At 67.5% G+C, this 25,746-nt stretch carries 22 protein-coding genes and 1 tRNA gene; 16 read left to right on the forward strand and 7 right to left on the reverse strand.

The genetic code is table 11. The annotated features are described in order from the left end of the window. The first annotated feature begins 19 nt into the window (after positions 1–19). Positions 20–823 carry a tetratricopeptide repeat protein gene (locus tag ACSVDD_RS22695; RefSeq protein ID WP_448191679.1) on the forward strand — a complete coding sequence of 268 codons (804 nt, stop codon included), beginning with the start codon at positions 20–22 and terminating at the stop codon, positions 821–823. 191 nt (positions 824–1,014) lie between these two features. On the opposite strand, the gene ACSVDD_RS22700 is transcribed toward ACSVDD_RS22695, so the two are convergent. From ACSVDD_RS22700 to ACSVDD_RS22720, 5 genes are all read right to left on the reverse strand, one after another. After that, entirely contained in the window at positions 1,015–1,293 is a 279-nt protein-coding gene (locus tag ACSVDD_RS22700) for a hypothetical protein (RefSeq protein ID WP_448191680.1), read from the reverse strand. Between the two features lie 189 nt (positions 1,294–1,482). After that, entirely contained in the window at positions 1,483–2,151 is a 669-nt protein-coding gene (locus ACSVDD_RS22705) for a glutathione S-transferase family protein (protein ID WP_448191681.1), read from the reverse strand. Between the two features lie 56 nt (positions 2,152–2,207). Continuing rightward, the gene (locus ACSVDD_RS22710) at positions 2,208–2,654 is read right to left on the reverse strand and encodes a GNAT family N-acetyltransferase (protein WP_448191682.1); all 447 of its coding nucleotides are present in this window, start codon (positions 2,652–2,654) and stop codon (positions 2,208–2,210) included. Between the two features lie 172 nt (positions 2,655–2,826). Then, positions 2,827–7,377, reverse strand: coding sequence for a glutamate synthase large subunit (gene gltB / locus ACSVDD_RS22715; protein WP_448191683.1), 4,551 nt, complete (start codon positions 7,375–7,377; stop codon positions 2,827–2,829). A 129-nt stretch (positions 7,378–7,506) separates the two neighbouring features. Then, a complete protein-coding gene (locus ACSVDD_RS22720; protein WP_448191684.1) occupies positions 7,507–8,952 on the reverse strand; it encodes an NAD(P)-dependent oxidoreductase in 1,446 nt (481 codons plus the stop codon). Positions 8,953–9,334: 382 nt separating this feature from the next. Here ACSVDD_RS22720 and ACSVDD_RS22725 point away from each other — a divergent pair, with 382 nt between their 5' ends. Beyond that, positions 9,335–10,132, forward strand: a complete 798-nt coding sequence (locus ACSVDD_RS22725) for an undecaprenyl-diphosphate phosphatase (protein WP_448191685.1) — start codon at positions 9,335–9,337, stop codon at positions 10,130–10,132. Positions 10,133–10,202: 70 nt separating this feature from the next. Here ACSVDD_RS22725 and ACSVDD_RS22730 read toward each other — a convergent pair whose 3' ends face one another. Continuing rightward, on the reverse strand, positions 10,203–11,186 hold the full coding sequence (locus tag ACSVDD_RS22730) for a complex I NDUFA9 subunit family protein (protein ID WP_448191686.1): 984 nt from the start codon (positions 11,184–11,186) through the stop codon (positions 10,203–10,205). A 230-nt stretch (positions 11,187–11,416) separates the two neighbouring features. Here ACSVDD_RS22730 and ACSVDD_RS22735 point away from each other — a divergent pair. The 11 genes from ACSVDD_RS22735 (at position 11,417) to ACSVDD_RS22785 (ending at position 19,620) form a co-directional block, all read left to right on the forward strand. Then, a tRNA-Leu gene (locus tag ACSVDD_RS22735) sits at positions 11,417–11,503 on the forward strand. A 92-nt stretch (positions 11,504–11,595) separates the two neighbouring features. Next, positions 11,596–12,222: a ribonuclease D gene (locus tag ACSVDD_RS22740; RefSeq protein ID WP_448191687.1), complete on the forward strand. Its 627-nt coding sequence runs from the start codon at positions 11,596–11,598 to the stop codon at positions 12,220–12,222. 269 nt (positions 12,223–12,491) lie between these two features. Continuing rightward, a complete protein-coding gene (locus tag ACSVDD_RS22745; RefSeq protein WP_448191805.1) occupies positions 12,492–13,418 on the forward strand; it encodes a KpsF/GutQ family sugar-phosphate isomerase in 927 nt (308 codons plus the stop codon). An 18-nt stretch (positions 13,419–13,436) separates the two neighbouring features. After that, the gene (lptC, locus tag ACSVDD_RS22750) at positions 13,437–14,138 is read left to right on the forward strand and encodes an LPS export ABC transporter periplasmic protein LptC (protein WP_448191688.1); all 702 of its coding nucleotides are present in this window, start codon (positions 13,437–13,439) and stop codon (positions 14,136–14,138) included. Beyond that, a complete protein-coding gene (locus ACSVDD_RS22755) occupies positions 14,138–14,989 on the forward strand; it encodes an LptA/OstA family protein (protein ID WP_448191689.1) in 852 nt (283 codons plus the stop codon). Before lptC ends, ACSVDD_RS22755 begins: the two co-directional genes overlap by 1 nt. Positions 14,990–15,009: 20 nt before the next feature. Continuing rightward, positions 15,010–15,822, forward strand: coding sequence for an LPS export ABC transporter ATP-binding protein (gene lptB, locus ACSVDD_RS22760; protein WP_448191690.1), 813 nt, complete (start codon positions 15,010–15,012; stop codon positions 15,820–15,822). 16 nt (positions 15,823–15,838) lie between these two features. After that, positions 15,839–17,389 carry an RNA polymerase factor sigma-54 gene (gene rpoN / locus ACSVDD_RS22765; protein ID WP_448191691.1) on the forward strand — a complete coding sequence of 517 codons (1,551 nt, stop codon included), beginning with the start codon at positions 15,839–15,841 and terminating at the stop codon, positions 17,387–17,389. 123 nt (positions 17,390–17,512) lie between these two features. Further along, a complete protein-coding gene (gene hpf / locus ACSVDD_RS22770) occupies positions 17,513–18,109 on the forward strand; it encodes a ribosome hibernation-promoting factor, HPF/YfiA family (RefSeq protein WP_448191692.1) in 597 nt (198 codons plus the stop codon). A 31-nt stretch (positions 18,110–18,140) separates the two neighbouring features. After that, positions 18,141–18,599, forward strand: coding sequence for a PTS IIA-like nitrogen regulatory protein PtsN (ptsN, locus tag ACSVDD_RS22775; protein WP_448191693.1), 459 nt, complete (start codon positions 18,141–18,143; stop codon positions 18,597–18,599). A 91-nt stretch (positions 18,600–18,690) separates the two neighbouring features. Next, entirely contained in the window at positions 18,691–19,233 is a 543-nt protein-coding gene (locus ACSVDD_RS22780; protein WP_448191694.1) for a Uma2 family endonuclease, read from the forward strand. 78 nt (positions 19,234–19,311) lie between these two features. After that, positions 19,312–19,620: a hypothetical protein gene (locus ACSVDD_RS22785; protein WP_448191695.1), complete on the forward strand. Its 309-nt coding sequence runs from the start codon at positions 19,312–19,314 to the stop codon at positions 19,618–19,620. Between the two features lie 405 nt (positions 19,621–20,025). On the opposite strand, the gene ubiG is transcribed toward ACSVDD_RS22785, so the two are convergent. Beyond that, positions 20,026–20,769 (reverse strand): bifunctional 2-polyprenyl-6-hydroxyphenol methylase/3-demethylubiquinol 3-O-methyltransferase UbiG, encoded by a 744-nt coding sequence (ubiG, locus tag ACSVDD_RS22790; RefSeq protein ID WP_448191696.1) that lies wholly within the window; start codon positions 20,767–20,769, stop codon positions 20,026–20,028. A gap of 158 nt (positions 20,770–20,927) precedes the next feature. Here ubiG and ACSVDD_RS22795 point away from each other — a divergent pair, with 158 nt between their 5' ends. The 3 genes from ACSVDD_RS22795 (at position 20,928) to ptsP (ending at position 25,652) form a co-directional block, all read left to right on the forward strand. Continuing rightward, on the forward strand, positions 20,928–22,163 hold the full coding sequence (locus ACSVDD_RS22795; protein ID WP_448191697.1) for an aspartate kinase: 1,236 nt from the start codon (positions 20,928–20,930) through the stop codon (positions 22,161–22,163). 23 nt (positions 22,164–22,186) lie between these two features. Further along, a complete protein-coding gene (locus ACSVDD_RS22800; RefSeq protein ID WP_448191698.1) occupies positions 22,187–23,242 on the forward strand; it encodes an NAD(P)H-dependent flavin oxidoreductase in 1,056 nt (351 codons plus the stop codon). Positions 23,243–23,363: 121 nt separating this feature from the next. Next, a complete protein-coding gene (gene ptsP / locus ACSVDD_RS22805) occupies positions 23,364–25,652 on the forward strand; it encodes a phosphoenolpyruvate--protein phosphotransferase (protein WP_448191699.1) in 2,289 nt (762 codons plus the stop codon). Positions 25,653–25,746: the final 94 nt, after the last annotated feature.

Consider the following 25,746-nt stretch of genomic DNA (forward strand, 5'->3'; position numbering starts at 1 on the left):
GACCGAGTGTAGAGCCACCATGATCCGACGCAAACATTTCCCTTGGGCTTTCAGCCCCTTCGTCGCCCTGCCGCTTCTGCTGGCCGGCCCGGCGCTCGCCGCCGCCCCGGACAGCGAAGAGCTGAAGGCGTGCCTGACGCTGGCCGAGGCGCAGCCCGACGCCGCCCTGGAGCGCGCCAAGGGCTGGGAGGACAAGGGCGGCGGCAACCCGGCCAAGCTCTGCTCCGCGCTGGCGCTGTTCCACCGCGGCGACTTCGCCGAGGCCGGGCGGCGGTTGGAGGACTTGGCCACGACGCTCGGGCATGAGGACAAGCGGGCCGGCGCCTCGCTCCTCGGGCGGGCCGGCTGGGCGTGGCTGCGGGCCGGCGACAACGCGCGGGCCGAGCGGCTGTACAGCGCCGCCCTGGAATACCAGCCCGGCGACGCCGATCTGCTGGTCGACCGCGCCATCGCGCGGGCGGAGGGCGAGCGCTTCTGGGACGCCATCGACGATTTGAACGCGGTGCTCGCCAAGGACCCGAAGCGGGCGGACGCCTGGATCTACCGCGCCGCCGCCCACAAGGCGCTGAGCAACAACCGCCAGGCGCTGGCCGACGTGGCGCAGGCGCTGGAACTGAAGCCCGGCGACCCCGAGGCGCTTCTGCTGCGCGGCAACCTCAAGGCGCTGATCGGCGATGGCAAGGGCGCCAGCGACGACTGGAAGCTGGTGGTGCGCGTCGCCCCGGACTCAAGCCCGGCCCGCGTGGCGCGCAGCAACCTGGAGGGCATAGAGCGCTCCGGCGGCGCTCCGAAGAGCGCGCCGGCCCCGGCGCCGAAACCTTAGATACAGTTTTCCGACCGCCCTGAAGCCCCTCCCCCCTCGCGGGGGAGGGGTTGGGGAGAGGGGAATAGCCGCCGGCAGGCGGCGGACGAGTCTTTATCTTCCGGCCATCCGGCCGTAACCACCCTCTCCCCAACCCCTCTCCCGTCAAGGGAGAGGGGCTTCACGAGGGAACGCAAACAGTCTTAGACCGCTCAAGCGGCCCGGCGCCGGCCGCTGAGCAGGTGCCAGAGCACCGCCGCCGGAATGCCCACGATGGCGAGCGCGCTCAGGCCCATCGCGAACGCCGCGCTCCAGGCGAAAACGTAGGCAAGCGCGCCGGTGACACCGCTGGCCTGCGCGATCAGCGAGACGAAGAAGTCGCTGGACAGCGGCAGCACGCACAGCAGCGTGTAGGCGATGAACGCCAGGGTGACCTTGGAAGGGCCGGCCGGCAGGCCGGCGTCGCTCATGTCATAGGTGTTGACGGTCATGGAAACTCCCGAGGATGCACATCTTTCTTTTGCCCCCTTGTCTCAGGGCACTTGAACAAAATCAAGAACACCCCTTGATCGAAGTCAAGGCAAATTGACGCGGCCCGTGCAGCGAGGCGTCAGCGGCACAGATGTGGAAGTGGTGTCGGAGTCCCGGCGCGGCAAGCGCCCGCCCGCGGCTTGTGACCGTCAGAAATCCAGATCGGCGTAGTGCCGGGGCGGCGGGACGCCGGGGACGGTGTCGGCCAGGAGTTGGCGGAAGCTCGGCCGCGACTTGATGCGGGCGTACCAGTCCTTGGCCTCCGGGCACTCGTCCCAGGGCACGTCGCCGATGTAGTCGACGCAGCTCAGCGCCGCCGCCGCCGCCAGATCGGCCAGCGAGAAGCTGCCCCCGGCCAGCCACGCCCGCCGCTCGGCCAGGAAGGCGATGTAGTCCAGATGGTAGTGGATGTTGGCGAGGCCGGCGCGGATCGCCGGGGCGTAGGGCTGGCCCTGGCCGGAGATGCGCTTCACCAGCTTCTCGCCGACGAGGTTCTCGATCACCTCGCGGTCGAACTTGCGCAGGAACCACGCGGAGATCCGCCGCACCTCGGCGCGGCCCGCCACTTCCAGCGGCAGCAGCGGCACGGCCGGATAGGCTTCCTCCAGGTACTCGATGAGGGACCAGCCATCGGCGATCACCGTGCCGTCGTCCTCGACAAGCACCGGCACCTCCCCGGCGGGGTTCAGCGCCAGGAAGTCGGTGCGCCGCTCCCACGGCTTCTCGTGGACGACGTCGAACTCCAGGCCCTTTTCGGCCAGAGCCAGACGCGCCAGACGCGACAGGGGGGAGAGGGGGTGATGGTACAGGGTCCGCATGCCGGGCTGGACTGTAGCGCAAGCTTACCGATGAAAACAGCCTGCTTTCGGGGGATTCAGTCGGCCTTGCGATAGAGGACGTGCGCCTCGCGGTCGTCGCTGGCGCCGGGCACGGGAATCCAGCCATTGTGCTCGTAAAAGGCGCGGGCGGCGGCGTTGCGGGCGGCGCAGGTGAGCTGGGCGCTGCCGCGCAGCTCGCGCAACGCCTCGCGCAGCAGCATTGTGCCGATGCCGCGCTGCTGCCAGACGGGGTCGACGAAAAGCGTGTGGATGAAGCGCTCGGGCAGGTCGATGGAGACGAAACCGACCACCTCGTCGTCCACCTCGGCGACGAGCACCAGTTCGTCCTCGACGCAGTCGTAATAGTCGTCCAGGCCGAAGCGGTCGGCCGGCTGCCAGGGGAAGGCCTTGCGCCGGGCATCCAGGAAAATGTGGGCACACCGCGAGCCATCCGTCACGGTGGCGCGCCGCATCACGATCCGCAGGCCCTTAGCGAACGGCATACCCCCGCTCCTTTCGTAGCGACTCGCGATCAAATTGCCCTATCAACCGTTCTGAATCGATATTATTCCGCATCCCCCCGCGTGAACAGGGCACCTGGGACATAGGCCGAATCGAAAACGGCGGCCCCGAGTAAACGGGACCGCCGTTTTGATTGCCTCGATCGTTGGCGGATTACTCCGCCGGGATCGCCTGCGGCATGGAGGTGACGGGCACCTCCAGGCGGCTCAGCATCTCCTTCGGCACGATCTGCCAGAACTTGGGAGCCACGCGCTCCCAGTCGTTCAGCAGCTGGGCGGCGAAGCGGCTCTGCGTCTCCTCGACGTGCTCCTCAATAAGGCGCTTGAGCTGGTCTTCGTAGTGCGCCACCTCGACGCGCTGGAAGATGATGCTCTCGTCGTTGACACACAGCGGGAAGCTGCCGTCCTCGTCGTAGATGTAGGCCATGCCGCCGGTCATGCCGGCGCCGAAGTTGTCGCCGACCTTGCCGAGGATCACCGCCACACCACCGGTCATGTACTCGCAGCCGTTGGAGCCGCAGCCCTCGACCACCACGCTGGCGCCCGAGTTGCGCACCGCGAACCGCTCGCCGGCCTGACCCGCGGCGAACAGCTTGCCGGCCGTCGCACCGTAGAGGACCGTGTTGCCGATGATCGTGTTCTTGTTGCTCTCCAGCGGCGAGGAGGTGGTCGGACGCACGACGATGGTGCCGCCCGACAGGCCCTTGCCGACGTAGTCGTTGGCGTCGCCCATCACCTCCAGCTTGATGCCCTGCACCGCGAAGGCGCCCAGCGACTGGCCGGCAGTGCCGCGCAGGCGGACCGTGATGTGGCCGGGCTGGAGCCCGAACATGCCGAACTTGCGGGTGATCATCGACGACAGCCGCGTGCCGATGGCGCGCTGCGTGTTCCGCGCGTTGTAGGCGAGCTGCATCTTCTCGCCCTCTTCGAACAGCGGGCGGGCGTCGGCGACGATGCGGGCGTCCAGCGTATCCGGCACCTCGTTGCGGCCCTGCATGGTGCAGTAGCGCGCGTTCTCGCCCGGATCGACCTGCGCCAGCAGCGGGTTGAGGTCGAGGTCGTCGAGGTGCGCGGCGCCGCGGCTGACCTGATGCAGCAGGTCGGTGCGGCCGATCACCTCGTTGAGCGAGCGGAAGCCCAGCGAACCGAGGATCTCGCGCACCTCTTCCGCCAGGAAGGTGAAGAGGTTGACGACCTTCTCCGGCGTGCCGGTGAACTTCTCGCGCAGGGCGGGGTCCTGCACGCACACGCCCACCGGGCAGGTGTTCGAGTGGCACTGGCGGACCATGATGCAGCCCATGGCGATCAGCGACGCCGTGCCGATGCCGAACTCTTCCGCACCCAGCATGGCGGCAATGACGATGTCGCGGCCGGTCTTCAGGCCGCCGTCGGTGCGGAGCCGCACGCGGTGGCGCAGCTTGTTCAGCGTCAGGACCTGATGCACCTCCGACAGGCCCATCTCCCACGGAGCGCCCGCGAACTTGATGGAGGTCTGCGGCGAGGCGCCGGTGCCGCCGGAGTGGCCGGAGATCAGGATGACGTCGGCGTTGGCCTTCGCCACGCCGGCCGCGATGGTGCCGATGCCCGAGCGGCTGACCAGCTTCACCGTGACCTTGGCCTCGGGGTTGATCTGCTTCAGGTCGTAGATGAGCTGCGCCAGATCCTCGATCGAGTAGATGTCGTGGTGCGGCGGCGGGCTGATGAGCATCACGCCCGGCGTGGCGTGCCGCAGCTTGGCGATCATCTCCGTCACCTTGAAGCCGGGCAGCTGGCCGCCCTCGCCGGGCTTGGCGCCCTGGGCGACCTTGATCTCCAGCTCACGGCACTGGTTGAGGTACTCCGCGGTGACGCCGAAGCGGCCGGAGGCCACCTGCTTGATGGCCGAGTTCCAGTTGTCGCCGTTCTTGTCCGGGCGGAAGCGCGCCGGGTCCTCGCCGCCCTCGCCCGAGTCGGACTTGGCGCCGATGCGGTTCATGGCGACGTTCAGCGTGCCGTGCGCCTCGGGGCTCAGCGCGCCCAGCGACATGCCCGGCGTGATGAAGCGCTTGCGGATGGCGGTGATCGACTCGACCTCGTCCACCGACACCGCCGGCTTCAGCTTGCGGAACGCCAGCAGGTCGCGCAGCTGCATCGGCGGCCGCTTGTGGACCATCTCCGAGTACTTCTTGAAGGTCGAGTAGCTGTCGTCCTGCACCGCCTGCTGGAGCGTGTGGATGACCCCACCCTCCCAGCCGTGCCGGTCGCCCGACTTGCGGAAGCGGTAGAAGCCGCCGACCGGCAGCGCCAGCGCGTCCTCGCCGTAGGCGATGGCGTGGTGCTCCAGCACCTTCTTCTGGATGCCGGTCAGGCCGATGCCGGAAATGCGGCTGACCATGGCCGGGAAGTGCTCGGCGATCAGGGCGCGGGACAGGCCGATGGCTTCGAAGTTGCAGCCGCCGCGGTACGAGCTGATGATCGAGATGCCCATCTTGGACATGATCTTCAGCAGGCCCTCGTCGATGGCCTTCTTGAAGCGGACGAGGCAGGTCTCCAGCGCGATGTCGCCGAACAGACCGCGGCGGTGGCGGTCGGCGATGCCTTCCTGGGCGAGGTAGGCGTTCACCGTCGTCGCACCGACGCCGATCAGGACCGCGAAGTAGTGCGTGTCGATGCACTCGGCCGAGCGGACGTTCAGCGAGGTGAAGGTGCGCAGGTTCATGCGCACGAGGTGCGTGTGCACCGCGCCGGTGGCAAGGATCATCGGGATGGCGGCGCGCTTGGCGTCCATCGCCTCGTCGGTGAGGATGACGTGGTTGGCGCCGCCGCGCACGGCGTCCTCCGCCTCCTGGCGGATGCGCTTCAGCGCGTCCTTCAGGGCGTCCGGGCCGCCGTTCACGTCGAACGTCGCGTCGATCTCCGCCGCGGTGTCGGCCATGTAGGCGCGCATGGCGCGGAACTCGGCCGTCGTCAGGACGGGGGATTCGAGCTGGAGCAGACGCGTCTGCGCCTCGTCCTCTTCAAGAATGTTGCCGAGGTTGCCCAGGCGCGTCTTCAGGCTCATCACCCGGCGCTCGCGCAAGCTGTCGATGGGCGGGTTGGTGACCTGGGAGAAGTTCTGGCGGAAGAAGTGGTGCAGGCCGCGGTACCGCTCCGACAGCACGGCGATGGGGCTGTCGTCGCCCATCGAGCCGATGGCCTCCTTGGAGTCCTCAACCATGGGATGGAGGATCAGCTCCAGATCTTCCATGGTGATGCCGAAGGCCATCTGGCGCTGGCGCAGCGCCGCCTTGTCGAGATCGGCCGGCTCACCCTGCTGCGAGGCCTTCTTGACCAGCTCGTCGAGATGCGTGATGTGCTTGACCCAGTTGCCCCACGGCTTCTGGGCGGCCAGCAGATCCTTGATGCCGTTGTCGTTGTAGAGCTTGCCGGTGCCGAGATCGACGGCGATCATCTGCCCCGGACCGAGGCGGCCCTTCTCGATGACCTGTTGCTCGTCGATCTTCACCATGCCCGTCTCCGAGCCGGCGATGATCAGGCCATCGGTGGTGATGGTGTAGCGCATCGGGCGCAGGCCATTGCGGTCCATGCCGCCGACCACCCAGCGCCCGTCCGTCATGGCGAGCGCCGCCGGGCCGTCCCACGGCTCCATGACCGAGTTGCAGTAGCCGATCAGCGCCTTGTGCGACTCCGGCGTGGTCTGCGAGCTGGTCAGCGCTTGCGGCACCAGCATCATCTTGACCATCGGGGCCGAGCGGCCGGCGCGCACCAGCACCTCGAACACGGTGTCGAGCGCACCGGAATCCGACAGGCCGACGCCGATGACCGGCTTGATGTCGGCCATGTGGGCGCCGAACACCGGATGCTCCATCCGCGTCTCGTGCGCCTTCATCCAGTTGACGTTGCCCTTCAGCGTGTTGATCTCGCCGTTGTGGGCGAGCATGCGGAACGGCTGCGCCAGCGGCCAGGTCGGGAAGGTGTTGGTCGAATAGCGCTGGTGGTAGATGGCGAAGTTCGACTCGAAGCGCTCGTCCGTCAGGTCGGGATAGAAGGTCGAGAGCTGCTCGGCGAGGAACATGCCCTTGTAGATCAGCGAGCGCGCCGACAGCGTGCAGATGTAGAAGTCGTTGATCTGCTCGCCCCGCACCGCCTTTTCGATGCGGCGGCGGATGACGTAGAGGTCCAGCTCGAACTGCTCGTCCGAGACGCCCTTGGAGTTGCCGACGATGATCTGCTCGATCTCCGGCCGGGTGGCGTTGGCCTTTTCGCCGATGATGTCGACGTTGATCGGCACCTGACGCCAGCCATAGATGTAGTAGCCGAAGTTCAGGATCTCGGTCTCGACGATGCAGCGGCAGGCCTCCTGCGCGTCGAGGCTGACGCGCGGCAGGAAGACCATGCCGACCGCGAGGTTGTTCTCCGGCGGGGTGTGGCCGATGATGCGGACGTGGTCCTTGAAGAACTTCTGCGGCACCTGGACGTGGATGCCGGCGCCGTCGCCGGTCTTGCCGTCGGCATCGACGGCGCCGCGGTGCCAGACCGCCTTCAGGGCCTCGATGCCTTTCTCGACCACCGAACGGCGGGGCTTGCCGTCGATCGCGGCGATGAAGCCGACGCCGCAGGCGTCGTGCTCCTCGACGATGTCGGCAAGGTCGGCAGCGGTCAGCCGATCCACGTTGGCGCGGTACTCGGCAACGAACTGCTCACCCTGGTTCAGCATCTCGGTCATCGGTGGACCCTTTCAGTCTTAAAGTCGCGGGGCCATCGGCCCCGGATGTCGTAGGTTGGGCCAAGCGCAACGCGGCCCAACACCGTTTCCATGGCAAGGTGTGTTGGGCCGGTTGGCCCAACCTACGCGTTATTCCGCCGCGTCGGCGTAGGCCACAGCCTTCGCCTTGCAGTAGGCGTGCATGGAGTCCGCGGCGTCGCGGCCGTCGCGGATCGCCCACACCACCAGGGACGCACCGCGGACGATGTCGCCGGCGCCAAACACGCCGTCGATGCTCGTCATCTTGGTGCGCGGGTCGGCGGTCACCGTGCCCCAGCGGGTCACCTTCAGGCCCGGCTCGTCGAACAGGTCCGGCAGGTTCTCCGGGTCGAAGCCCAGCGCCTTGATCACCAGATCGGCGTCGATGGTGAACTCTGAGCCTTCGATGACCTGCGGGGTCTGGCGGCCGGTGGCGTCGGCCACACCCAGGTGGATGCGCACGGCGCGGACACCCTTGACCACGCCATCACCGACAAACGCCTCGGGCGCTGCCTGCCAGATGAACTCGACGCCCTCTTCCTCGGCGTGCGCGACCTCGCGCTGCGAGCCGGGCATGTTCTTGCGGTCGCGGCGGTACAGGCACTTCACCGAATTGGCGCCCTGGCGGATGGCGGTGCGCACGCAGTCCATGGCGGTGTCGCCGCCGCCGATGACCACGACGTTCTTACCCTTGGCATTGAGCGAACCGTCGTCGTAGGCCGGCACCGAATCGCCCAGGTCCTTGCGGTTGGAGGTCGTCAGGTACTCCAGCGCCGGCACGATGTTGCCCAGGCTGGCACCCGGCGCATCGAGGTCGCGCGCCTTGTAGACGCCGGTGGCGATCAGCACGGCGGCGTGCTTGCGGCGCAAATCGGCCATGGTGGCGTCGCGGCCGACCTCGAAGTTGGCGTGGAACACCACGCCGGCATCGGCCAGCAGCTGCACGCGGCGCTGCACCACGTCCTTCTCCAGCTTGAAGCCGGGGATGCCGTAGACCAGCAGGCCGCCCATGCGGTCGTAGCGGTCGTAGACGTGCACCTCGTAGCCCTTGGCGCGCAGTTCCTCGGCGGCGGCGAGGCCGGCCGGACCGGCGCCGATGATGCCGACCGACACGTCCAGCTCACGCGACGGCGTGCGCGGCTTGACCCAGCCCTGCTCCCAGGCGGTGTCGTTGATGTAGCGCTCGACCGAGCCGATGGTCACCGCGCCGTGGGTCGACTGCTCGATGACGCAGTTGCCCTCGCACAGCCGGTCCTGCGGGCAGATGCGGCCGCAGATCTCCGGCAGGTTGTTGGTGGCCTGGGACGCCTCGTACGCCTCCTCCAGCCGGCCCTCGGCGGTCAGCTTCAGCCAGTCGGGGATGTTGTTGGAGACCGGGCAATGCACCTGGCAGAACGGAACGCCGCACTGTGAGCAGCGGTTGGCCTGCTCGTTGGCGCGCTGGTCGGTGAAGCGGGCGTAGATCTCGCGGAAGTCCTGGCGGCGCTCGGCGGCGGTGCGCTTGTCGGGCATGCGCTGTGCCGTGTGCACAAAGCCCAACATCTTCTGCTTCGCCATGACCCCTGCTCCTCGCGCTCGATCGGCGGCAGGGCCCCATGGGGGTGGCGCTGCCGCGGTGGAAATCATCGACCGCGGACAGCGCGGTCGTCTCGTCATATACCGTATGAAGACAGGACTCGCGAGCAAAAAATCGCCGATAGGTCATGCAAGCTGCCATATTTGTGGCATAACGATTCCACCCACCGGATTTCCGGAATCACGCTCGCGAAGGAGAAAGAAAATTAGTCCCAAACCGGACCTATAGCCTTCTTTGGGGTACCGAACCATCCCCATCGCCATCCGGAAAGCGCCCTGCTATAAGCCAACAGACGCCTGTGCACCGCACCATAGACGCGCACACGGGCACCCCATCTTGTGACCCCATCGAGCGCCAAAGCCCATGTTGCATGAATATTTGGATGCCACGATCCTCGGCCTCGTCGAAGGGCTGACCGAGTTCCTGCCCGTCTCCTCGACGGGACACCTGATCCTGTTCGACGATCTGCTGGGCTTCGAGGGCCCACCCGGCAAGGTGTTCGAGGTGGTGGTGCAGTTGGGCGCCATCCTGGCGATCGTCGTCCTGTATTTCAGCCGGCTCTGGAACGTGCTGATCGGGTTGAGGGACGATCCGCGCTCCTGGCGCTTCACCATCGCGGTGCTGCTGGCCTTTCTGCCGGCCGCGGTGCTGGGCGCCCTGCTGCACGGTTACATCAAGGCGGTGTTGTTCAACTCCACCGTGGTCAGCGTCGCGCTGATTGTCGGCGGCATTGCCATCCTATTGGTCGAGCGCTTCCTGCCGACGCCCCGCTACCATGAGGTGGAGCGCTTCACCGCTCCACTGGCGCTGAAGATCGGCTTCTGCCAGTGCCTGGCGATGGTGCCCGGCGTGTCGCGCTCGGGAGCGACGATCCTCGGCGCCCTGCTGCTTGGCGTGGACCGGCGGACGGCGGCGGAGTTCTCCTTCTTCCTGGCGATCCCGACCATGTTCGGCGCCACGGTGTACGACCTCTACAAGAACTGGAAGGTCATCAACCTCGACAGCGCCTCGCTGATCGCCGTTGGCTTCGTGGTGGCCTTTCTGGCGGCCATCGTGGTGGTGAAGGCCTTTGTGGACTTCATCGGCCGCTACGGCTTCGCCCCGTTCGGCTGGTACCGCATCGCCGTCGGCACGTTGATCCTCGGCCTGCTGTACCTGTAAGGACGATGCCCCAACGAAAAAGCCCCGGCCGAGCGGCCGGGGCTTTTTTCATGGGCGGATGCCCGCCGTATCAGGCTTCGTGGGCGCTGATGTCGCGGGGCGCCGGGTGATAGCGGCCACCGACGATGAAGCGGTGCAGATAGGTCGGCAGCACCACCTCGGGCGCGGTCGGCGCGATGCCCAGTTCCGCGAAGCCCGGCAGTTGGCCCGAGCAGACGTTGTCCGTCTTCAGCAGCTCGACCTGATCGCGGGTCAGCAGCGGGGCGATGAGCGGCACCTTCTCCAGAATGCTGCCCAGCGCCTCGGAAGCGCGCCAGGGGATCGGCAGCAGCAGGACGTGCTTGCGCTCGACCTCCTTCAGCATGAGCTGCATCAGCTCCTTGAAGGTGTAGGTGTTCGGCCCGCCCAGCTCGTAGACGCGGCCCTTGGAGGCGTCGCTGTTCAGCACCGCCTCGATGGCCTCGGCCAGATCGCTGACGCTCACCGGCTGGAAGCGGGTCTTGCCGCCGCCGATCAGCGGCAGCACCGGCGAGATCTGCGCCATCGCCGCGAACTTGTTGAAGAAACGGTCCTCGGCGCCGAACACGATGCTCGGGCGCAGGATGGTCGCGTCAGGGAAGGCCGCCAGAACGGCCTTGTCGCCGGCCGCCTTGGTGCGCGCGTAGGCCGAATCCGACTTGGCGTCGGCGCCCAGCGCCGAAACGTGCACGAGACGCTGCGCGCCGGCCTCTTTGGCCAGCCGGGCGATGCGCGACGGCGCGTCGATGTGCACTGTCTCGAACGACCAGGGCGCCGTCTCGTACAGCGCGCCGATCAGGTTGATGACGATGTCCGCGTCCTTGACCGCGCGCGCCACCGAGGCGTCGTCGCGCACATCCACCGCCCACGGCACGATCTGGCCGACCGCGCCGGTGGTCTTCAGGAAATTGGCCTGCGCGGGACGGCGCGAGGCGATCCGCACGATGGTGCCGGACTTGGCGAGGCGCCGGATGAGATGGCGGCCGATGAAGCCCGATCCACCGAACACCGTGGCAACCCGATAGCGATAGGACATCGACCTTCTCCCGTGCCGTTCCGACTTTGCGCCCACCCCTGGAAAACCATGAACGGGGGCAGGCTTTTGCTCCGACCGGCGATGCTTATATAGAAACCGCGCGCCGAGGGCTAGGCCCCTGGCGCGTCCGTGCGCAGCGTTGCCGACGGCCCAGTAAAAATTTCTGCTCGAAAGCGCAAAATCGTGTTGACGAGGGTTCGTCACAGCGATACATAAGCGGCCCACACCGAGCCCAGGTGGCGGAATTGGTAGACGCGCAGGTTTCAGGTACCTGTGGCAGAAATGTCGTGGAAGTTCGAGTCTTCTCCTGGGCACCAATTCGACGGCGACGCCGCGTGCTTCTTGCACCGCGGCGTTTGTCGTTTTTGGACCCCGCTTCGGGGTCCTGACCTGATCTGCGGAGGCTGGCGTGCCCATCGACCTTCATGACGGCGATCTTCCGGACGGACTCGATCTGAAGGCGGGCGCGCGCGGCGGCGCCATCGCCATCGACACCGAGACCATGGGCCTCAACCCGGCCCGCGACCGGCTGTGTCTGGTGCAGCTGTCGGCCGGCGACGGCGCCGTCCACCTCGTGCAGTTCCGCCGCGGCCGCTACGACGCGCCGAACCTCAAGCGGCTGCTGACCGACCCGGACGTGACCAAGCTGTTCCACTTCGCCCGGTTTGACGTGGCGGTGATGCAGGCCTATCTGGGAATCGTCTGCCAGCCGGTGTACTGCACCAAGGTGGCGTCGAAGCTGGTGCGCACCTTCACCGACCGGCATGGCCTCAAGGATCTGTGCAAGGACCTGCTGGGCGTCGATCTGTCGAAGCAGCAGCAGTCGTCGGACTGGGGTGCGGACGAACTGTCGCCCGAGCAGATGAAATACGCAGCCTCCGACGTGCTGCACCTGCACGACCTGAAGGAAAAGCTCGACGTGATGCTGGCGCGCGAGCAGCGCACGCACCTCGCCGAAGCCTGCTTCCGCTTCCTTCCCGCCCGCGGCGCTCTGGACCTGGGCGGCTGGGAAGAACCGGACATTTTGGCGCACTGACGAGGTAAGAATCCCGTCATAGGTTTGACCCGCAGCCCCTCCATCGGCATACTGCCGCCGCGAGCCGTTGGCCCGCGGGACGCTGGAAGGCCGGGTACCGAGACCGACCACGAGACCGAAAAGCAAGGGCGGCTGCAACCTTGAACAAACCGATCGATTGCCGGACCACCCAAGAGCCGACGGACACGCCGGCCGCGTCGCCGCTGTCCGGCGTTGCGTCCGGCCCCGCCTCCGACCGCGACTGCGCCAGCGCCGCCCGCGTGCTGCGGATGGAGGCCGAGGCGCTGATGACGTTGGCCGATGGCCTGAACGGTGCGTTCAGCGAGGCCATCGCGCTGCTGTCGGGCGTCACCGGCCGAGTCGTCGTCAGCGGCATGGGCAAGAGCGGCCACGTCGCGCGCAAGATCGCCGCGACGCTGGCCTCCACCGGCACCCCGGCGCTGTTCGTCCACCCCGGCGAGGCCAGCCACGGCGACCTGGGGATGATCGCCCGGCAGGACGCCGTCATCGCGCTGTCCAACTCCGGCGAGACGAGCGAGCTGAGCGACATCGTCGCCTACACCCGCCGCTTCGGCATCCCGCTCATCGGCGTCACCCGCCGCGCCGGCTCGCCGCTGGCCGAGCAGTCGGACGTGGCGCTGCTGCTGCCGGCGACGCCCGAGGCGTGCCCGCTGGGGCTGGCGCCGACCACCTCCACCACCATGATGCTGGCGCTGGGCGACGCCGTCGCCATCGCGCTCATGGAGCGGCGCGGCTTCTCGGCCTCGGACTTCCGCGAGATGCACCCGGGCGGCCAGCTCGGCCGCGCGCTGCTCAAGGTGACGGACGTCATGCACAAGGGCGACACCATGCCGCTCTGCCGCGAGGACACGCCGTTCAGCGAGGTCATCCTGGAGATGACCGCCAAGCGCCTGGGCTGCGTCGGCGTGGTGGACGATGCGGGGCGGCTGGCCGGCATCATCACCGACGGCGATTTGCGCCGCCACCTCGACCCCGGCCTGCTGGCGCAGCAGGCCCGCGTCATCATGTCCCCCAGCCCGAAGACGATCCGCCCCAAGGCGCTGGTCGCCGAGGCGCTGCGCATCATGAACGAGAAGACGATCACGACGCTGTTCGTGGTCGATTCCGAGATCAATTCCGGTCGCCCGCTCGGCATCGTGCACATCCACGACTGCCTGCGCGTCGGCGCGGCCTGAAGGACGGAGACACCGGGCATGCACGCTGACCATCTGGTTCGGGAGGAGCGGAAACTCTCCGCCAAGCCGCAGGACCGCGCGGTTCAGGCGTCGGCCCCGGTTTCAGACGTGCACCGCCGCCGCGTCACCCGCCCGGTCAGCCGCGCCTACAGCCGCATCGTGACGCTGATGAAGCTGACGCTGCCGGCGCTGGCGCTGGCGCTGGTGGCGCTGGTCGCCGCGTGGCCGACGCTGAACGAGCTGCCCAAGCCGCGCATCACCGCTGACAAGGGCCAGCTGGAAATGATCAATCCGCGCTACTTCAGCACGGACGAGAAGGACCAGCCCTACTCGCTCACCGCCAAGCGCGCCGAGCAGTCCTCCGACCAGCCGGGCATCGTTGTCCTCGACAAGCCGGTGGCGGAGATGACGGAGACCGCCGGCACCTGGGTGACCATGCGTTCCGAGCGCGGCTGGTACGACCAGAACACCGGCATCCTGAAGATGCGCGGCGCGGTCCACGTCCAGCGCGACGACGGCAGCGAGTTCACCACCGAGGAAGCCTATTCGGACGTCCAGAAGGGCACCGCCTGGGGCGACGTGCACGTGGAGAGCCAGGGTCCGCAGGGCGTCGTCCTGGCCGACGGCTTCCGCATGACCGAGCGTGGCCGAACCATGGTGTTCCTCAACTCCTCCAACGCCAACGTCCAGTCGGCCGAGACAGCGGGGAAGAAGAAGTGATGAAGCCGCACCTTCCTCCGGCAGCGCTCGCGCTGGCCGCGGGCCTGATCTTAGCGGCGGTTCCGGCGTCGGCGCAGATGCTGCCCGGCGGCCCCGGCGGCCAGCCGACCGACATCAACGCCGATCAGGCCATCGAGTGGCACCAGGACGTCAAGGCTTACGTGGCGCGCGGCAACGCCTCGGCGAAGCGCGGCGAAACCACGCTGTACGGCGACGTGCTGACCGCCTACTACCGCGAGTCGCCCGGCAAGGGCAACGAGGTGTTCCAGATCGTCTCCGACGGCCACGTGCGCCTGATCAGCCCGACCCAGCAGGTCTACGGCGACCATCTCGTCTACGACATGGACAAGCAGGTGGCCGTGGTCACCGGCAAGGATCTGAAGCTGATCACCCCAACCGACGTGGTCACCGCCCGCGACACGCTGGAGTACTACGAATCCCAGGGCTTCGCCGTGGCGCGCGGCGAGGCGGTGGCGGTGCGCACCGACCGGCGCCTGCGCGCCGACGTGCTGATCGGCCAGTTCTCCAAGGGACCGGACGGCAAGTCGCAGATGAACCGCATCGACGGCTCCGGCAGCGTGGTGGTCACCACGCCGACCGACGTGGCGCGCTCGGACAAGCTGGTCTACTCCGTGCCCGACAACACGGCGGTGCTGTTGGGCTCGGTGCACATCACCCGCGGCGACAACCAGCTCGACGGCGACGCCGCCGAAATGAACATGGCCACCAAGGTCAACCGGGTCATCGCCGGTCCGGCCACCGGCGGCCGGGTCAAGGGCCTGCTCATCCCCAACGATTTGCAGGCCGAATCCTCCCCGCCCGCTCCGGCAAAGTCCGGGGCGGGGCGGTGACTCAGCGGATCACGCATCCCATGGCGATCGACGTGGACGCCCGAACCGACGCGCGCATTTCCGGCACCGGCCCCGGCGAGGGCCGCGGCGGCGAGGAACAGCCCCAGCCGCAGGAAGGGCTGGTGGCGCTCAACCTGGGCAAGACCTTCAAGAAGCGCCCGGTCGTGCGCGACGTCTCGGTCAGCGTGCAGCGCGGCGAGGCGGTGGGCCTGCTCGGCCCCAACGGGGCAGGCAAGACGACCTGCTTCTACATGATCACCGGCCTGATCACCGCCGACGTCGGCACCATCCTGCTGGACGGCCAGGACATCACGGCGCTGCCCATGTACCGGCGCGCGCGCCTCGGCATCGGCTACCTGCCGCAGGAGGCCTCGATCTTCCGCGGCATGTCGGTGGAGAACAACATCCGCGCCGTGCTGGAGGTGGTGGAAAGCGACCGCGACGCCCGCGAGGCGATGCTGGACGAGCTGCTGGCCGAGTTCTCCATCACCCACCTGCGCCGCGCCCCGGCACTGGCGCTGTCCGGCGGCGAGCGGCGGCGCGTGGAGATCGCGCGGGCCCTGGCCTCGCAGCCGCACTTCATCCTGCTGGACGAGCCGCTGGCCGGCATCGACCCCATCGCGGTGGGCGACATCCGCGAGCTGGTCAGCCACCTGCGCGACCGCGGCATCGGGGTGTTGATCACCGATCACAATGTGCGAGAAACTTTGGACCTCGTCGATCGGGCATACATTTTGCACGATGGTATGGTACTAATGGAGGGCGAGCCGGCGGAGATTGTGGCGCACGAGGACGTGCGTCGGGTCTACCTCGGCGATCGGTTCAGCCTCTAGGTACACCCCGTCCCCGATGGCGATCTCTCAACGTCTCGACCTCCGCCAGGCCCAGACCCTGGTGATGACGCCGCAGTTGCAGCAAGCCATCAAGCTGCTGCAACTGTCGAATGTCGAGCTGTCCGATTTCGTCGACCGCGAGATCGAGCAGAACCCGCTGCTCGAACGCGACGACGGCGAACGGCCGGCCGGCGACGCCACGGAAGCCCGCGAGCGCGAGCCCGACGCGGATCCGCGCGAGTCCGAGTCCGCCGGTCCGCCCTCGGACGGGCGCACCCGCGACACGGTGGAGATGACCAGTTCGGAGACCATGGGCTCGTCCTCCGACGCGCCGCTCGACACGGATTTTGAGAACGACTACGCCGATGACCGCTTCTCGGACGGCAGCGACGGCTCCACCGACGTCTACGGCCAGTGGAACGAGCGCGGCGGGCGAGGCTTCGAGGAGGACGACAGCAACTTCGAAGCGCGGCTGTCCACCGACAAGAGCCTGCGCGACCACCTGATCGAGCAGCTCAACATCGACCTGCCGCTTCCCGCCGACCGCCTGATCGGTCTGGCGCTGATCGACATGCTGGACGAGGCCGGCTGGCTGGGCGCCGATCTGGAGGCGCTGGCCGGGCAGCTGGGCACCACGCAGGAGCATGTGGAGCGGGTGCTGGGCATCGTCCAGCGCTTCGACCCGCCGGGCATCTTCGCCCGCTCGCTGAAGGAATGTCTGGCGATCCAGCTGCGCGAGAAGAACCGCCTGGACCCGGCCATGGCGGCGATGCTCGACAATCTGGAACTGCTGGCGGCGCGCAACCTGCCGGCGCTCATCAAGGTGTGCGGCGTCGACGCCGAGGACGTCGCCGACATGCTGGCGGAGATCCGCAAGCTGAACCCCAAGCCGGCGCTCGCCTTCGACCACACGCCGGCGCAGCTCGTCACCCCCGACATCCTGATGCGCGCCAGCCCCGGCGGCGGCTGGCTGATCGACCTGAACCCCGACACGCTGCCGCGAGTGCTGGTCAACCACCGCTACTTCTCGCGCGTGGCCGGCACCGCCAAGACCAAGACCGACAAGGAATACATCACCGAGCGCTTCCATTCGGCCAACTGGCTGGTGAAGTCGCTGCACCAGCGCGCCACCACCATCCTCAAGGTGGCGACGGAGATCGTGCGCCAGCAGGACGCCTTCTTCACCCACGGCGTCTCGCACCTGCGCCCGCTGATCCTGCGCGACATCGCCGAGGCCATCGGCATGCACGAGAGCACGGTGAGCCGCGTCACCACCAACAAGTTCATGGCCACCCCGCGCGGCGTGTTCGAACTGAAGTACTTCTTCACCTCGGCGATCCAGGGCGCCGACGGCGGCGCGTCCCATTCGGCCGAGGCGGTGCGCCACCGGATCAAGCAGATGATCGACGCCGAGCCGGCCGACGACGTGCTGTCCGACGACAAGATCGTCGATATTCTGCAGAAGCAGGGCATCGACATTGCGCGCCGGACGGTGGCGAAGTATCGTGAGGCCATGCGTATCCCGTCATCGGTGCAACGCCGCCGTGCCAAGATGTCACGCATGTAGCCCGAATGCCCCAATTCGGGTTTCGTTGACAGCCCGGACGGCCCCGACTATGGTCCCGGTCCGCACGCGGCGGCGCGCCGCCAACACAGTCCCTTGCGGGCAAAAAATCGGAAACTTCCCAAGATGCAACTGACCGTCAAAGGCAAGCAGCTTGACGTTGGCGATGCCCTGCGCACGCACGTCGCTGAAAACCTGAACACCCTCGTCGGCAAGTACTTCACCAAGCCGATGGAGGCGACCGTCGTCCTCTCGCGCGACGCCCACCTGTTCAAGGCCGACATCCAGGTCCGCGTCGGCCGCGGCATCGTGCTCCAGAGCGTCTCGGAAGCCGGCGAGCCGTACCCCGCCTTCGACACCGCGTGCGAGAAGCTGCACTCGCGCCTGCGCCGCTACAAGGACCGCCTGCGCGGCCACCACGCCGCCGAAGCCGGCGCGGAAGAGCCGACCCCGGCCCGCTATCAGGTCCTGGAAGCCGAGCGCGACGACCACCAGGTCGAGGCCGAGGCCGGCAACGGCAAGGCCTACCCCATCGTGGTCGCCGACATGCAGACGCACATCGACACCCTGACCGTGAGCGAGGCCGTCATGCGCATGGAACTGGCCGAGGCGCCGGCGCTGATGTTCCGCAACCGCGGCAACGGCGGCCTGAACATGGTCTACCGTCGCGCCGACGGCAACGTGGGCTGGGTCGATCCGGGCCTGGAGAAGGCCGGCGCCTGATCCCGGGGCGCTGGTCCGCGGTTCCCAGGTCATGCACGACCTCATCACCCCGCAGTCCATCCTCGCCAACCTGAAGGCCGGCTCGAAAAAGCAGGCCCTTCAGGACATGGCGCGCCGGGCTGCGGAGCTGACCAATCAGCACGAGCGGGCGGTCTTCGACGTCCTCCTGGAGCGTGAACGGCTGGGCACCACCGGCGTGGGGCATGGCATCGCCATTCCCCACGGCAAGCTGGCCGGCCTGGAGCGCGTCCACGGCGTCTTCGCCCGCCTCGAACGGCCCATCGACTTCGACGCCATCGACGAGCAGCCGGTCGATCTGATCTTCCTGCTGATCGCCCCCGATCACGCCGGAGCCGATCATCTGAAGGCGCTGGCCCGCGTGTCGCGCCTGCTGCGCGACCAGAGCATGTGCGAAAAGCTGCGCGGCTCCGACAGCGCGGATGCGATCTACGCCCTGCTCACCCAGCAGGACCCAAACCACGCCGGGTGACGTGAGTGTCGGGAGGGCTGCAAGGCCCTCCCGAGCCCACGCTGGCAAAGTCGGCATGGCGATACAATCTGTGTTGCGGTACACTCACCGCATGCAGACCGCCTTGCGCAAGCCCTGGATCTCCCCTGAGGATTACCTGACGTACGAGCGTACGGCAGACGTACGCCATGAGTATGTCGATGGCGAAGTGTACGCCATGGTCGGCGCGACCCGGCGCCACAGCACCATCACATTGAATTTGGCCCGAAATCTCCAGCCATCAGCTCGCCGTCGCGGCTGTGAGGTTTATGCCACGGACGTTAAGGTGCGAGTCGAAGCAGCCAACGCCTTCTATTACCCGGATCTGGTCGCCACCTGCGACGCGCGGGACGACGACCCCTATATCGTCCAATCCCCTTCGCTGATCGTCGAAGTTCTATCGGCATCGACCGAGGCCATCGATCGGCGCGAAAAGCGCATGCATTACCAGACGATCCCGAGCCTGCGCGAATTCCTGCTCGTGGCTCAGGACGAGCAACTCATCGAGGTCTACCGCCGCACCGCGTCGGGATGGATCTGCGAGATTGTCCGCGAGGGCGAACTAGTGCTGGAAAGCGTCGGCGTGGCCGTCGCCCTGGACGACATTTACACCTGAGTGCCAGACATTGGGCCGCCCTTCGGATGACCTAATCCATTGAAACTGCGCAAAAACTCCGTTGCCTAAGGAATTGTGATGCGGCGGATTGTCTTAGTGCATTGCGCCTTGCTGGCCTTGCTCAATGGCGGCCTTGCGCTTGCGTCTGATCTAGGCGGTGATTGGCAAAAGGATGCAAGGTTGCGCCAGGTGTTTCCCCCCAAGGTTCACCTCGGGTGGGGCGCGGGCTTCGTGTTCGCACTGGAGACCTGCGGCTTTTCGGAAGAGGGCGGAAAGCTTCGCACCGATATCGAAAAGAGTTTGGACCGCTGCATTGGAGATGTCGGACATCGCGAGGAACTCATACCGAAGGCGCTTGATGTCTTCCATCAAGCGCCTTCGGTTTAAACCCGACAGCTCAATGCATAGCATTGAGCGAAAGGGTGATACGGCCGGCCGATCATGGAAGCATTCATGCGCCGGCCGTATCAGATCCTTTTTTCGCGATGAATTGGAGAAGGCATCCGCCCATCTCCGGAAGGCAATACTCAACGACGACGGGGCTAACGCGAAAATAAACGCGTCGTGCCAGAGCGCAGAATTGACAAATATCATCGAAATTTTGCAAATAATGCAGGAACCCGATTGCAAAGATTTTGGACTTAGGTAGCTAGCACCAATCAGCGGCCGCAGTTCAACAACCTCTTGCCCTGCGCCAACCCTCCCCCGTGAGGCGGGGAAGGGAACTCCGTTGCGTGCCGGGAAAGCCCTCCCCTGCACAGAGCAGAGGGCAGGTGGGGGCACGTGTCCCCGTTACACCTTCTCCGCCCAGCCCAGATAGTTCACGTCCAGATCCTTGGCGTTCAGGCGGAAGCTGTCGCTGAACGGGTTGTACGTCATCCCCATCAGCTCCTTCACCGCCAGCCCGTGCGCACGTACACCCTGGGCAATTTCCGACGGACGCAGGAACTTGCGCCAATCGTGCGTGCCGGGCGGCAGCCAGCGCAGGATGTACTCCGCGCCCACGATGGCCATGGCGTACGACTTGGGCGTACGGTTCAGCGTCGCGAAGAACAGCACGCCGTGCGGCTTCAGCAACGCCGCGCAGGACTTCAGGAACAGGTCCACATCGGCCACGTGCTCCAGGATCTCCATCGCCAGCACCACGTCGAAGCGGCGGTCCTCGGCGGCCAGCGCCTCGGCGGTGGCGACGCGGTAGGTCACGTCCGTGCCGGTCTCGGCGGCGTGGGCGGCGGCCGTCTTGACGTTGCGCTCCGACGCATCCACGCCCAGCACGTCGGCCCCCATGCGCGCGACAGGCTCGGCCAGCAAGCCGCCGCCGCAGCCGATGTCCAGCACGCTCACCCCCTCCAGCGCCCGCGCCGTCTCCGGGTCGCGGCCCAGGCGGTGGCAGACGGTGTCGCGGATGTAGGCGAGGCGCACCGGATTGAACTTGTGCAGCGGCCGGAACTTGCCCGTCGGGTCCCACCATTCGGCGGCCATGGCCGAGAAGCGGGCGATCTCGTCCGAATCGACGGTGCCGGCGGTCGCGTTCATCACTGTGTCCTTTGTGCTCTCAAGCCGAATCAAGTGCGGGGCGACCTTGCTTCGCCCCGCCCGAACGGAGTATGGATACGCCGCCCCGCGCCGGCAACGGTCGAGCGGGGGGATCGGCATGCCGGGCAAATGCGGCGGCGTCAAGATGGTGTGAGGTTATGGCTCGGATCGTCCTCAAGTTCGGCGGCACGTCGGTCGGTGATATCGACCGTATCAAGAACGTCGCCCGCAAGGTCGAGCAGGAGGTCAAGGCAGGCCACCAGGTGGCCGTCGTCGTGTCGGCCATGTCCGGCGTGACCAACCAGCTCGTCAAATACTGCAACGATATCGACAAGCTGCACGACGCGCGCGAGTACGACGCCGTCGTCGCCACCGGCGAGCAGGTCACCACCGGCCTGCTGGCCGTCGCGTTGCAGGCCATCGGCATCCAGGCGCGCTCGTGGGCCGGCTGGCAGCTGCCCATCCGCACCGATGAAACGCACTCCAAGGCGCGCATCGTCTCGATCGACACCACCGAGATCGAGAAGCGCATGGCCGAGGGCGAGGTCGCCGTTGTCGCCGGCTTCCAGGGCGTCGCGCCCAACGGCCGCGTCACGACGCTGGGCCGCGGCGGCTCCGACACCTCGGCGGTGGCGCTGGCGGCGGCGCTGAAGGCCGACCGCTGCGACATCTACACCGACGTGGACGGCGTCTACACCACCGACCCGCGCATCGTGACGAAGGCCAAAAAGCTCGACAAGATCACCTACGAGGAGATGCTCGAGCTGGCCTCGCAGGGCGCCAAGGTCTTGCAGACCCGCTCGGTCGAGATGGCGATGAACCATCGCGTGCGCGTGCAGGTGCTCTCGAGCTTCGAGGAAGCCCCCGGCAGCGCGTTGCCCGGAACTCTGGTTGTTGACGAGGACGAGATCGTGGAAAAGGAAGTTGTGAGCGGCATCGCCTACAGCCGCGACGAGGCGAAGATCACGCTGATCGGCGTGGCCGACCGGCCGGGCGTGGCGGCCAGCATCTTCGGTCCGCTGACCGACGCCGCCGTCAACGTGGACATGATCGTCCAGAACGTCTCGGAAGACGGCAAGTCCACCGACCTGACCTTCACCGTCGGCAAGGCGGACATCGCCCGCGCCGTCAAGGTGCTGGAGGACGCCAAGGACCACCTGAACTACCAGCGTCTGGCGTCGGACGCCAACGTGGTGAAGGTATCGGTGATCGGCGTCGGCATGCGCAGCCACGCCGGCGTGGCGCAGCGCATGTTCAGCGCCCTTGCCGACAAGGGGATCAACATCCAGGTCATCTCCACGTCGGAGATCAAGATCTCGGTGCTGATCGCCGAGGAGTACGCGGAGTTGGCGTTGCGCGCGCTGCACACCGTCTACGGCCTGGACGCCGCCTGAGCGGCCTTGAGGGAGAGCCGGTCATGACCGCATCACCGGCACGGACCCGGCTCGACCAGTTGTGGAGGCGCGGCTGCGCCTTCCTGGGCTCGGAGACGGCCGTCATGGGCGGCGCGATGACCTGGGTGTCGGAGCGCCACCTCGTGTCGGCTATCTCCAACGCCGGCGGGTTCGGCGTGCTGGCCTGCGGCTCCATGGGGCCGGACCGGCTGGCGGAGGAGATCGCGGCGACCCGCGCGCTCACCGACCGCCCGTTCGGCGTCAACCTCATCAACATGCACCCCGAGCTGGAGCGGCTGGTCGATGCCTGCCGCGAGCAGGGCGTGGGCCACGTGGTGATCGCCGGTGGCCTGCCGTCCGGCCCGGTCATCAAGCGCATCAAGGACGGCGGCGCCAAGGCCATGGGCTTCGCGCCCGCGCTGGTCGCCGCCAAGCGGCTGATCCGCCACGGCATCGACGCGCTGATCATCGAGGGCTCGGAAGCCGGCGGCCACATCGGCCCGGTTGCCACGTCGGTCCTGGCGCAGGAGATCCTGCCGGAGGTCCGCGAGATCCCGGTCTTCGTGGCCGGCGGCATCGGCCGCGGCGAGGCCATCGTCTCCTGCCTGCAAGCCGGCGCGGCCGGCGTGCAGCTCGGCACCCGCTTCGTCTGCGCGTCGGAATCCATCGCGCACGCCAATTTCAAGCAGGCGTTCATCCGCGCCTCGGCGCGCGACGCACAGCCGTCGATGCAGATCGACCCGCGCTTCCCGGTCATTCCCGTGCGGGCGCTGGCCAACGCCGGCACCCGGCATTTCGTGGAGATCCAGCGCGAGCTGATCGCCAAGGTGGACCGCGGCGACCTGAGCAAGGACGCGGCGCAGCTGGAGATCGAGCATTTCTGGGCCGGCGCGCTGCGCCGCGCGGTCATCGACGGCGACGTCGAGAACGGCTCGCTGATGGCCGGCCAGAGCGTCGGCCTGGTAACCTGCGAGCAGCCCACCGCCGAGATCATCGCCGAACTGCTGGCCCAGGCCGAAACCGCGCTGGGCGGGCGCCTGCCCGAGGCGTTGTGGCAGGTTCCGGCCGCCGTGGTCTGAGGGCTGTGGCTTAACAGCCTGGATCAGGAACCCACGGCGCGATTTGGCCGTAAAGCTTGCATTCGACGCGCCATCCATACGACTCTTGCACTTGCCGCCGTTGGGCAGAATTGAGCGCGCCATGGACACGACCGAGCGAGAGACGATCGCAACGTTCGAAGGAGCGGATTCCCGCCGCCTTCTGGCGCGCCTGCGCGACGTCATGGCGGCCGGCGGATCGGGGCAGGACCGCCTGAACGAGATCGTCGGGATGATCGCCTCCGAAATGGGCGCGGACGTCTGCTCCTGCTACGTCATGCGGGCCGGCGAGGTGCTGGAACTGTTCGCCACCAAGGGCCTCAACCAGTCGGCCGTGCACAAGACGCGCCTGCGGGTCGGCGAGGGCATCGTCGGCGACATTGCCGCGCACGCCCGCGCCATGGCACTGGACGACGCGCCGTCGCACCCCAGCTTCGCCTACCGCCCGGAAACCGGTGAGGACCCCTTCCAGTCGCTGGCCGGTGTACCGATCCTGCGCGGCGGCAAGGTGCGCGGTGTCCTGGTGCTCCAGCACAAGGAGCGCCGGCACTACGCCGAGGAGATCGTCGAGACCTTGCAGACCGTCGCCATGGTCGTGGCCGAACTGGTCGCGGCCGGCGAACTGGTCAGCCCGCAGGAAATCTCGTCGCAGGGCGACCCGGTGCTGATGCCGGCGCGCCTGTCGGGCGTCGGGCTTAACCCCGGCCTCGCCATGGGCGTGGCGGTGGTGCACCGGCCGCAGGTGACCATCCGCCAGATGATCGCCGAGGACGAGGGCTGCGAGCAGGAGCGCCTGACCGAGGCGCTGGCCGCCATGCACAGCGCCATCGACGACCTGCTGGCCGCCGCGGCGCTGGCCGGGCTGGGCGAGCCGCGCGACATCCTGGAAACCTATCGGATGTTCGCCGAGGACCGCGGCTGGCTGTCGCGCATCCGCGAGGCGATCCGCATGGGTCTGACCGCCGAGGCGGCGGTGCAGCAGGCGCAGAACGACACCCGCGCCCGCATGAGCCACATGACGGACCCGTACATCCGCGAACGGCTGGCCGACCTCGACGATCTGACCAACCGGCTGCTGCTGCACCTCGCTGGCAAGAAGTCGGAGGCCGACGGCGTCGCGCTGCCGGACGATCTGGTGCTGGTGGCGCGCTCGCTCGGGCCCGCCGAGCTGCTGGACTACGACCAGCGCCGCCTGCGCGGCGTCATCGTCGAGGAGGGCTCGCCCTCCAGCCACGTCTGCATCGTGGCGCGCGCGCTGGACATCCCGGTGGTCCAGATCTCCGACGCGCTGAACCGCATCGAGGCGGGCGACCCGCTGATCGTCGACGGCGACCACGCCACCATTTTCGTGCGCCCGGCCGAGGACATCCAGGACGCCTTCACCGAGAGCATGGTGCTGCGCGCCCGGCGCGAGGAGATGTACGCGCAGACCCGCGCCCTGCCTTCGGTGACGCGCGACGGCGTGCCGATCTCCATCCAGCTCAACTGCGGCCTGCTGATCGACCTGCCGCACGTGCATGCCAGCGGGGCGGAGGGCATCGGCCTGTACCGCACCGAGATCCCGTTCATGGTGCGCGCCACCTACCCGGACGTGGGCGTGCAGACCGACCTCTACGCCCGCATCATGGACGAGGCGGCCGACAAGCCGGTGGTGTTCCGTACGCTGGACGTCGGCGGCGACAAGATGCTGCCCTACATGAGCTCCGGCGAGGAGGAGAACCCCTCGCTGGGCTGGCGCGCCATCCGCATCGGGCTCGACCACCCCTCGCTGCTGCGCCAGCAGCTGCGCGCGCTGCTGTGCGCGGCGGCCGGGCGGCCGTTGTCGGTGATGTTCCCCATGGTCGCCGAAGTGGCCGAGTTCGATGCCGCCCGCAACATCCTGAACCTGGAGATGGAGCGTCTGGTCGAGCACGGCCGCGAGCCGCCAAGCAGCCTGCGCGTCGGCGCGATGATCGAGGTGCCGTCCTTGCTGTTCCAGTTACCGGCGCTGCTGCCGCGGGTGGATTTCGTCTCGGTCGGCTCCAACGACCTGACGCAGTACGTGTTCGCCGCCGACCGCGGCAACCCGCGCACCGCCACCCGCTACGACCCGCTGTCGCCGCCGATGATGTGCCTGCTGCGCCGTCTGGTCGAGGCGTGCAACGAGGCCGAGGTGTCGCTGTCGCTGTGCGGCGAGATGGCCGGGCGCCCGCTGGACGCCATGGCGCTGATCGGCATGGGCTTCCGCTCGCTGTCCATGGCGCCGCCCTCGGTCGGCCCGGTGAAGACCATGCTGCGCTCGCTCGACGTGGCGGCGTTGCGCCAGTACATGCAGGGCCTGTTCCTGCGCCCCGACCACAGCCTGCGACCGAAGCTGAAAGCCTTCGCCAAGGACCACGGGGTTTTGATCTAGCACCAGATAACATTGCCATCCCCGACGCCGTTTTGTTACTAAGGCTCAGGCTGGAGGGCGTGTATAACGCCGACCGACGCAGTCTCCGGCTGCT

It is taken from the genome of Azospirillum terrae (assembly GCF_053470425.1).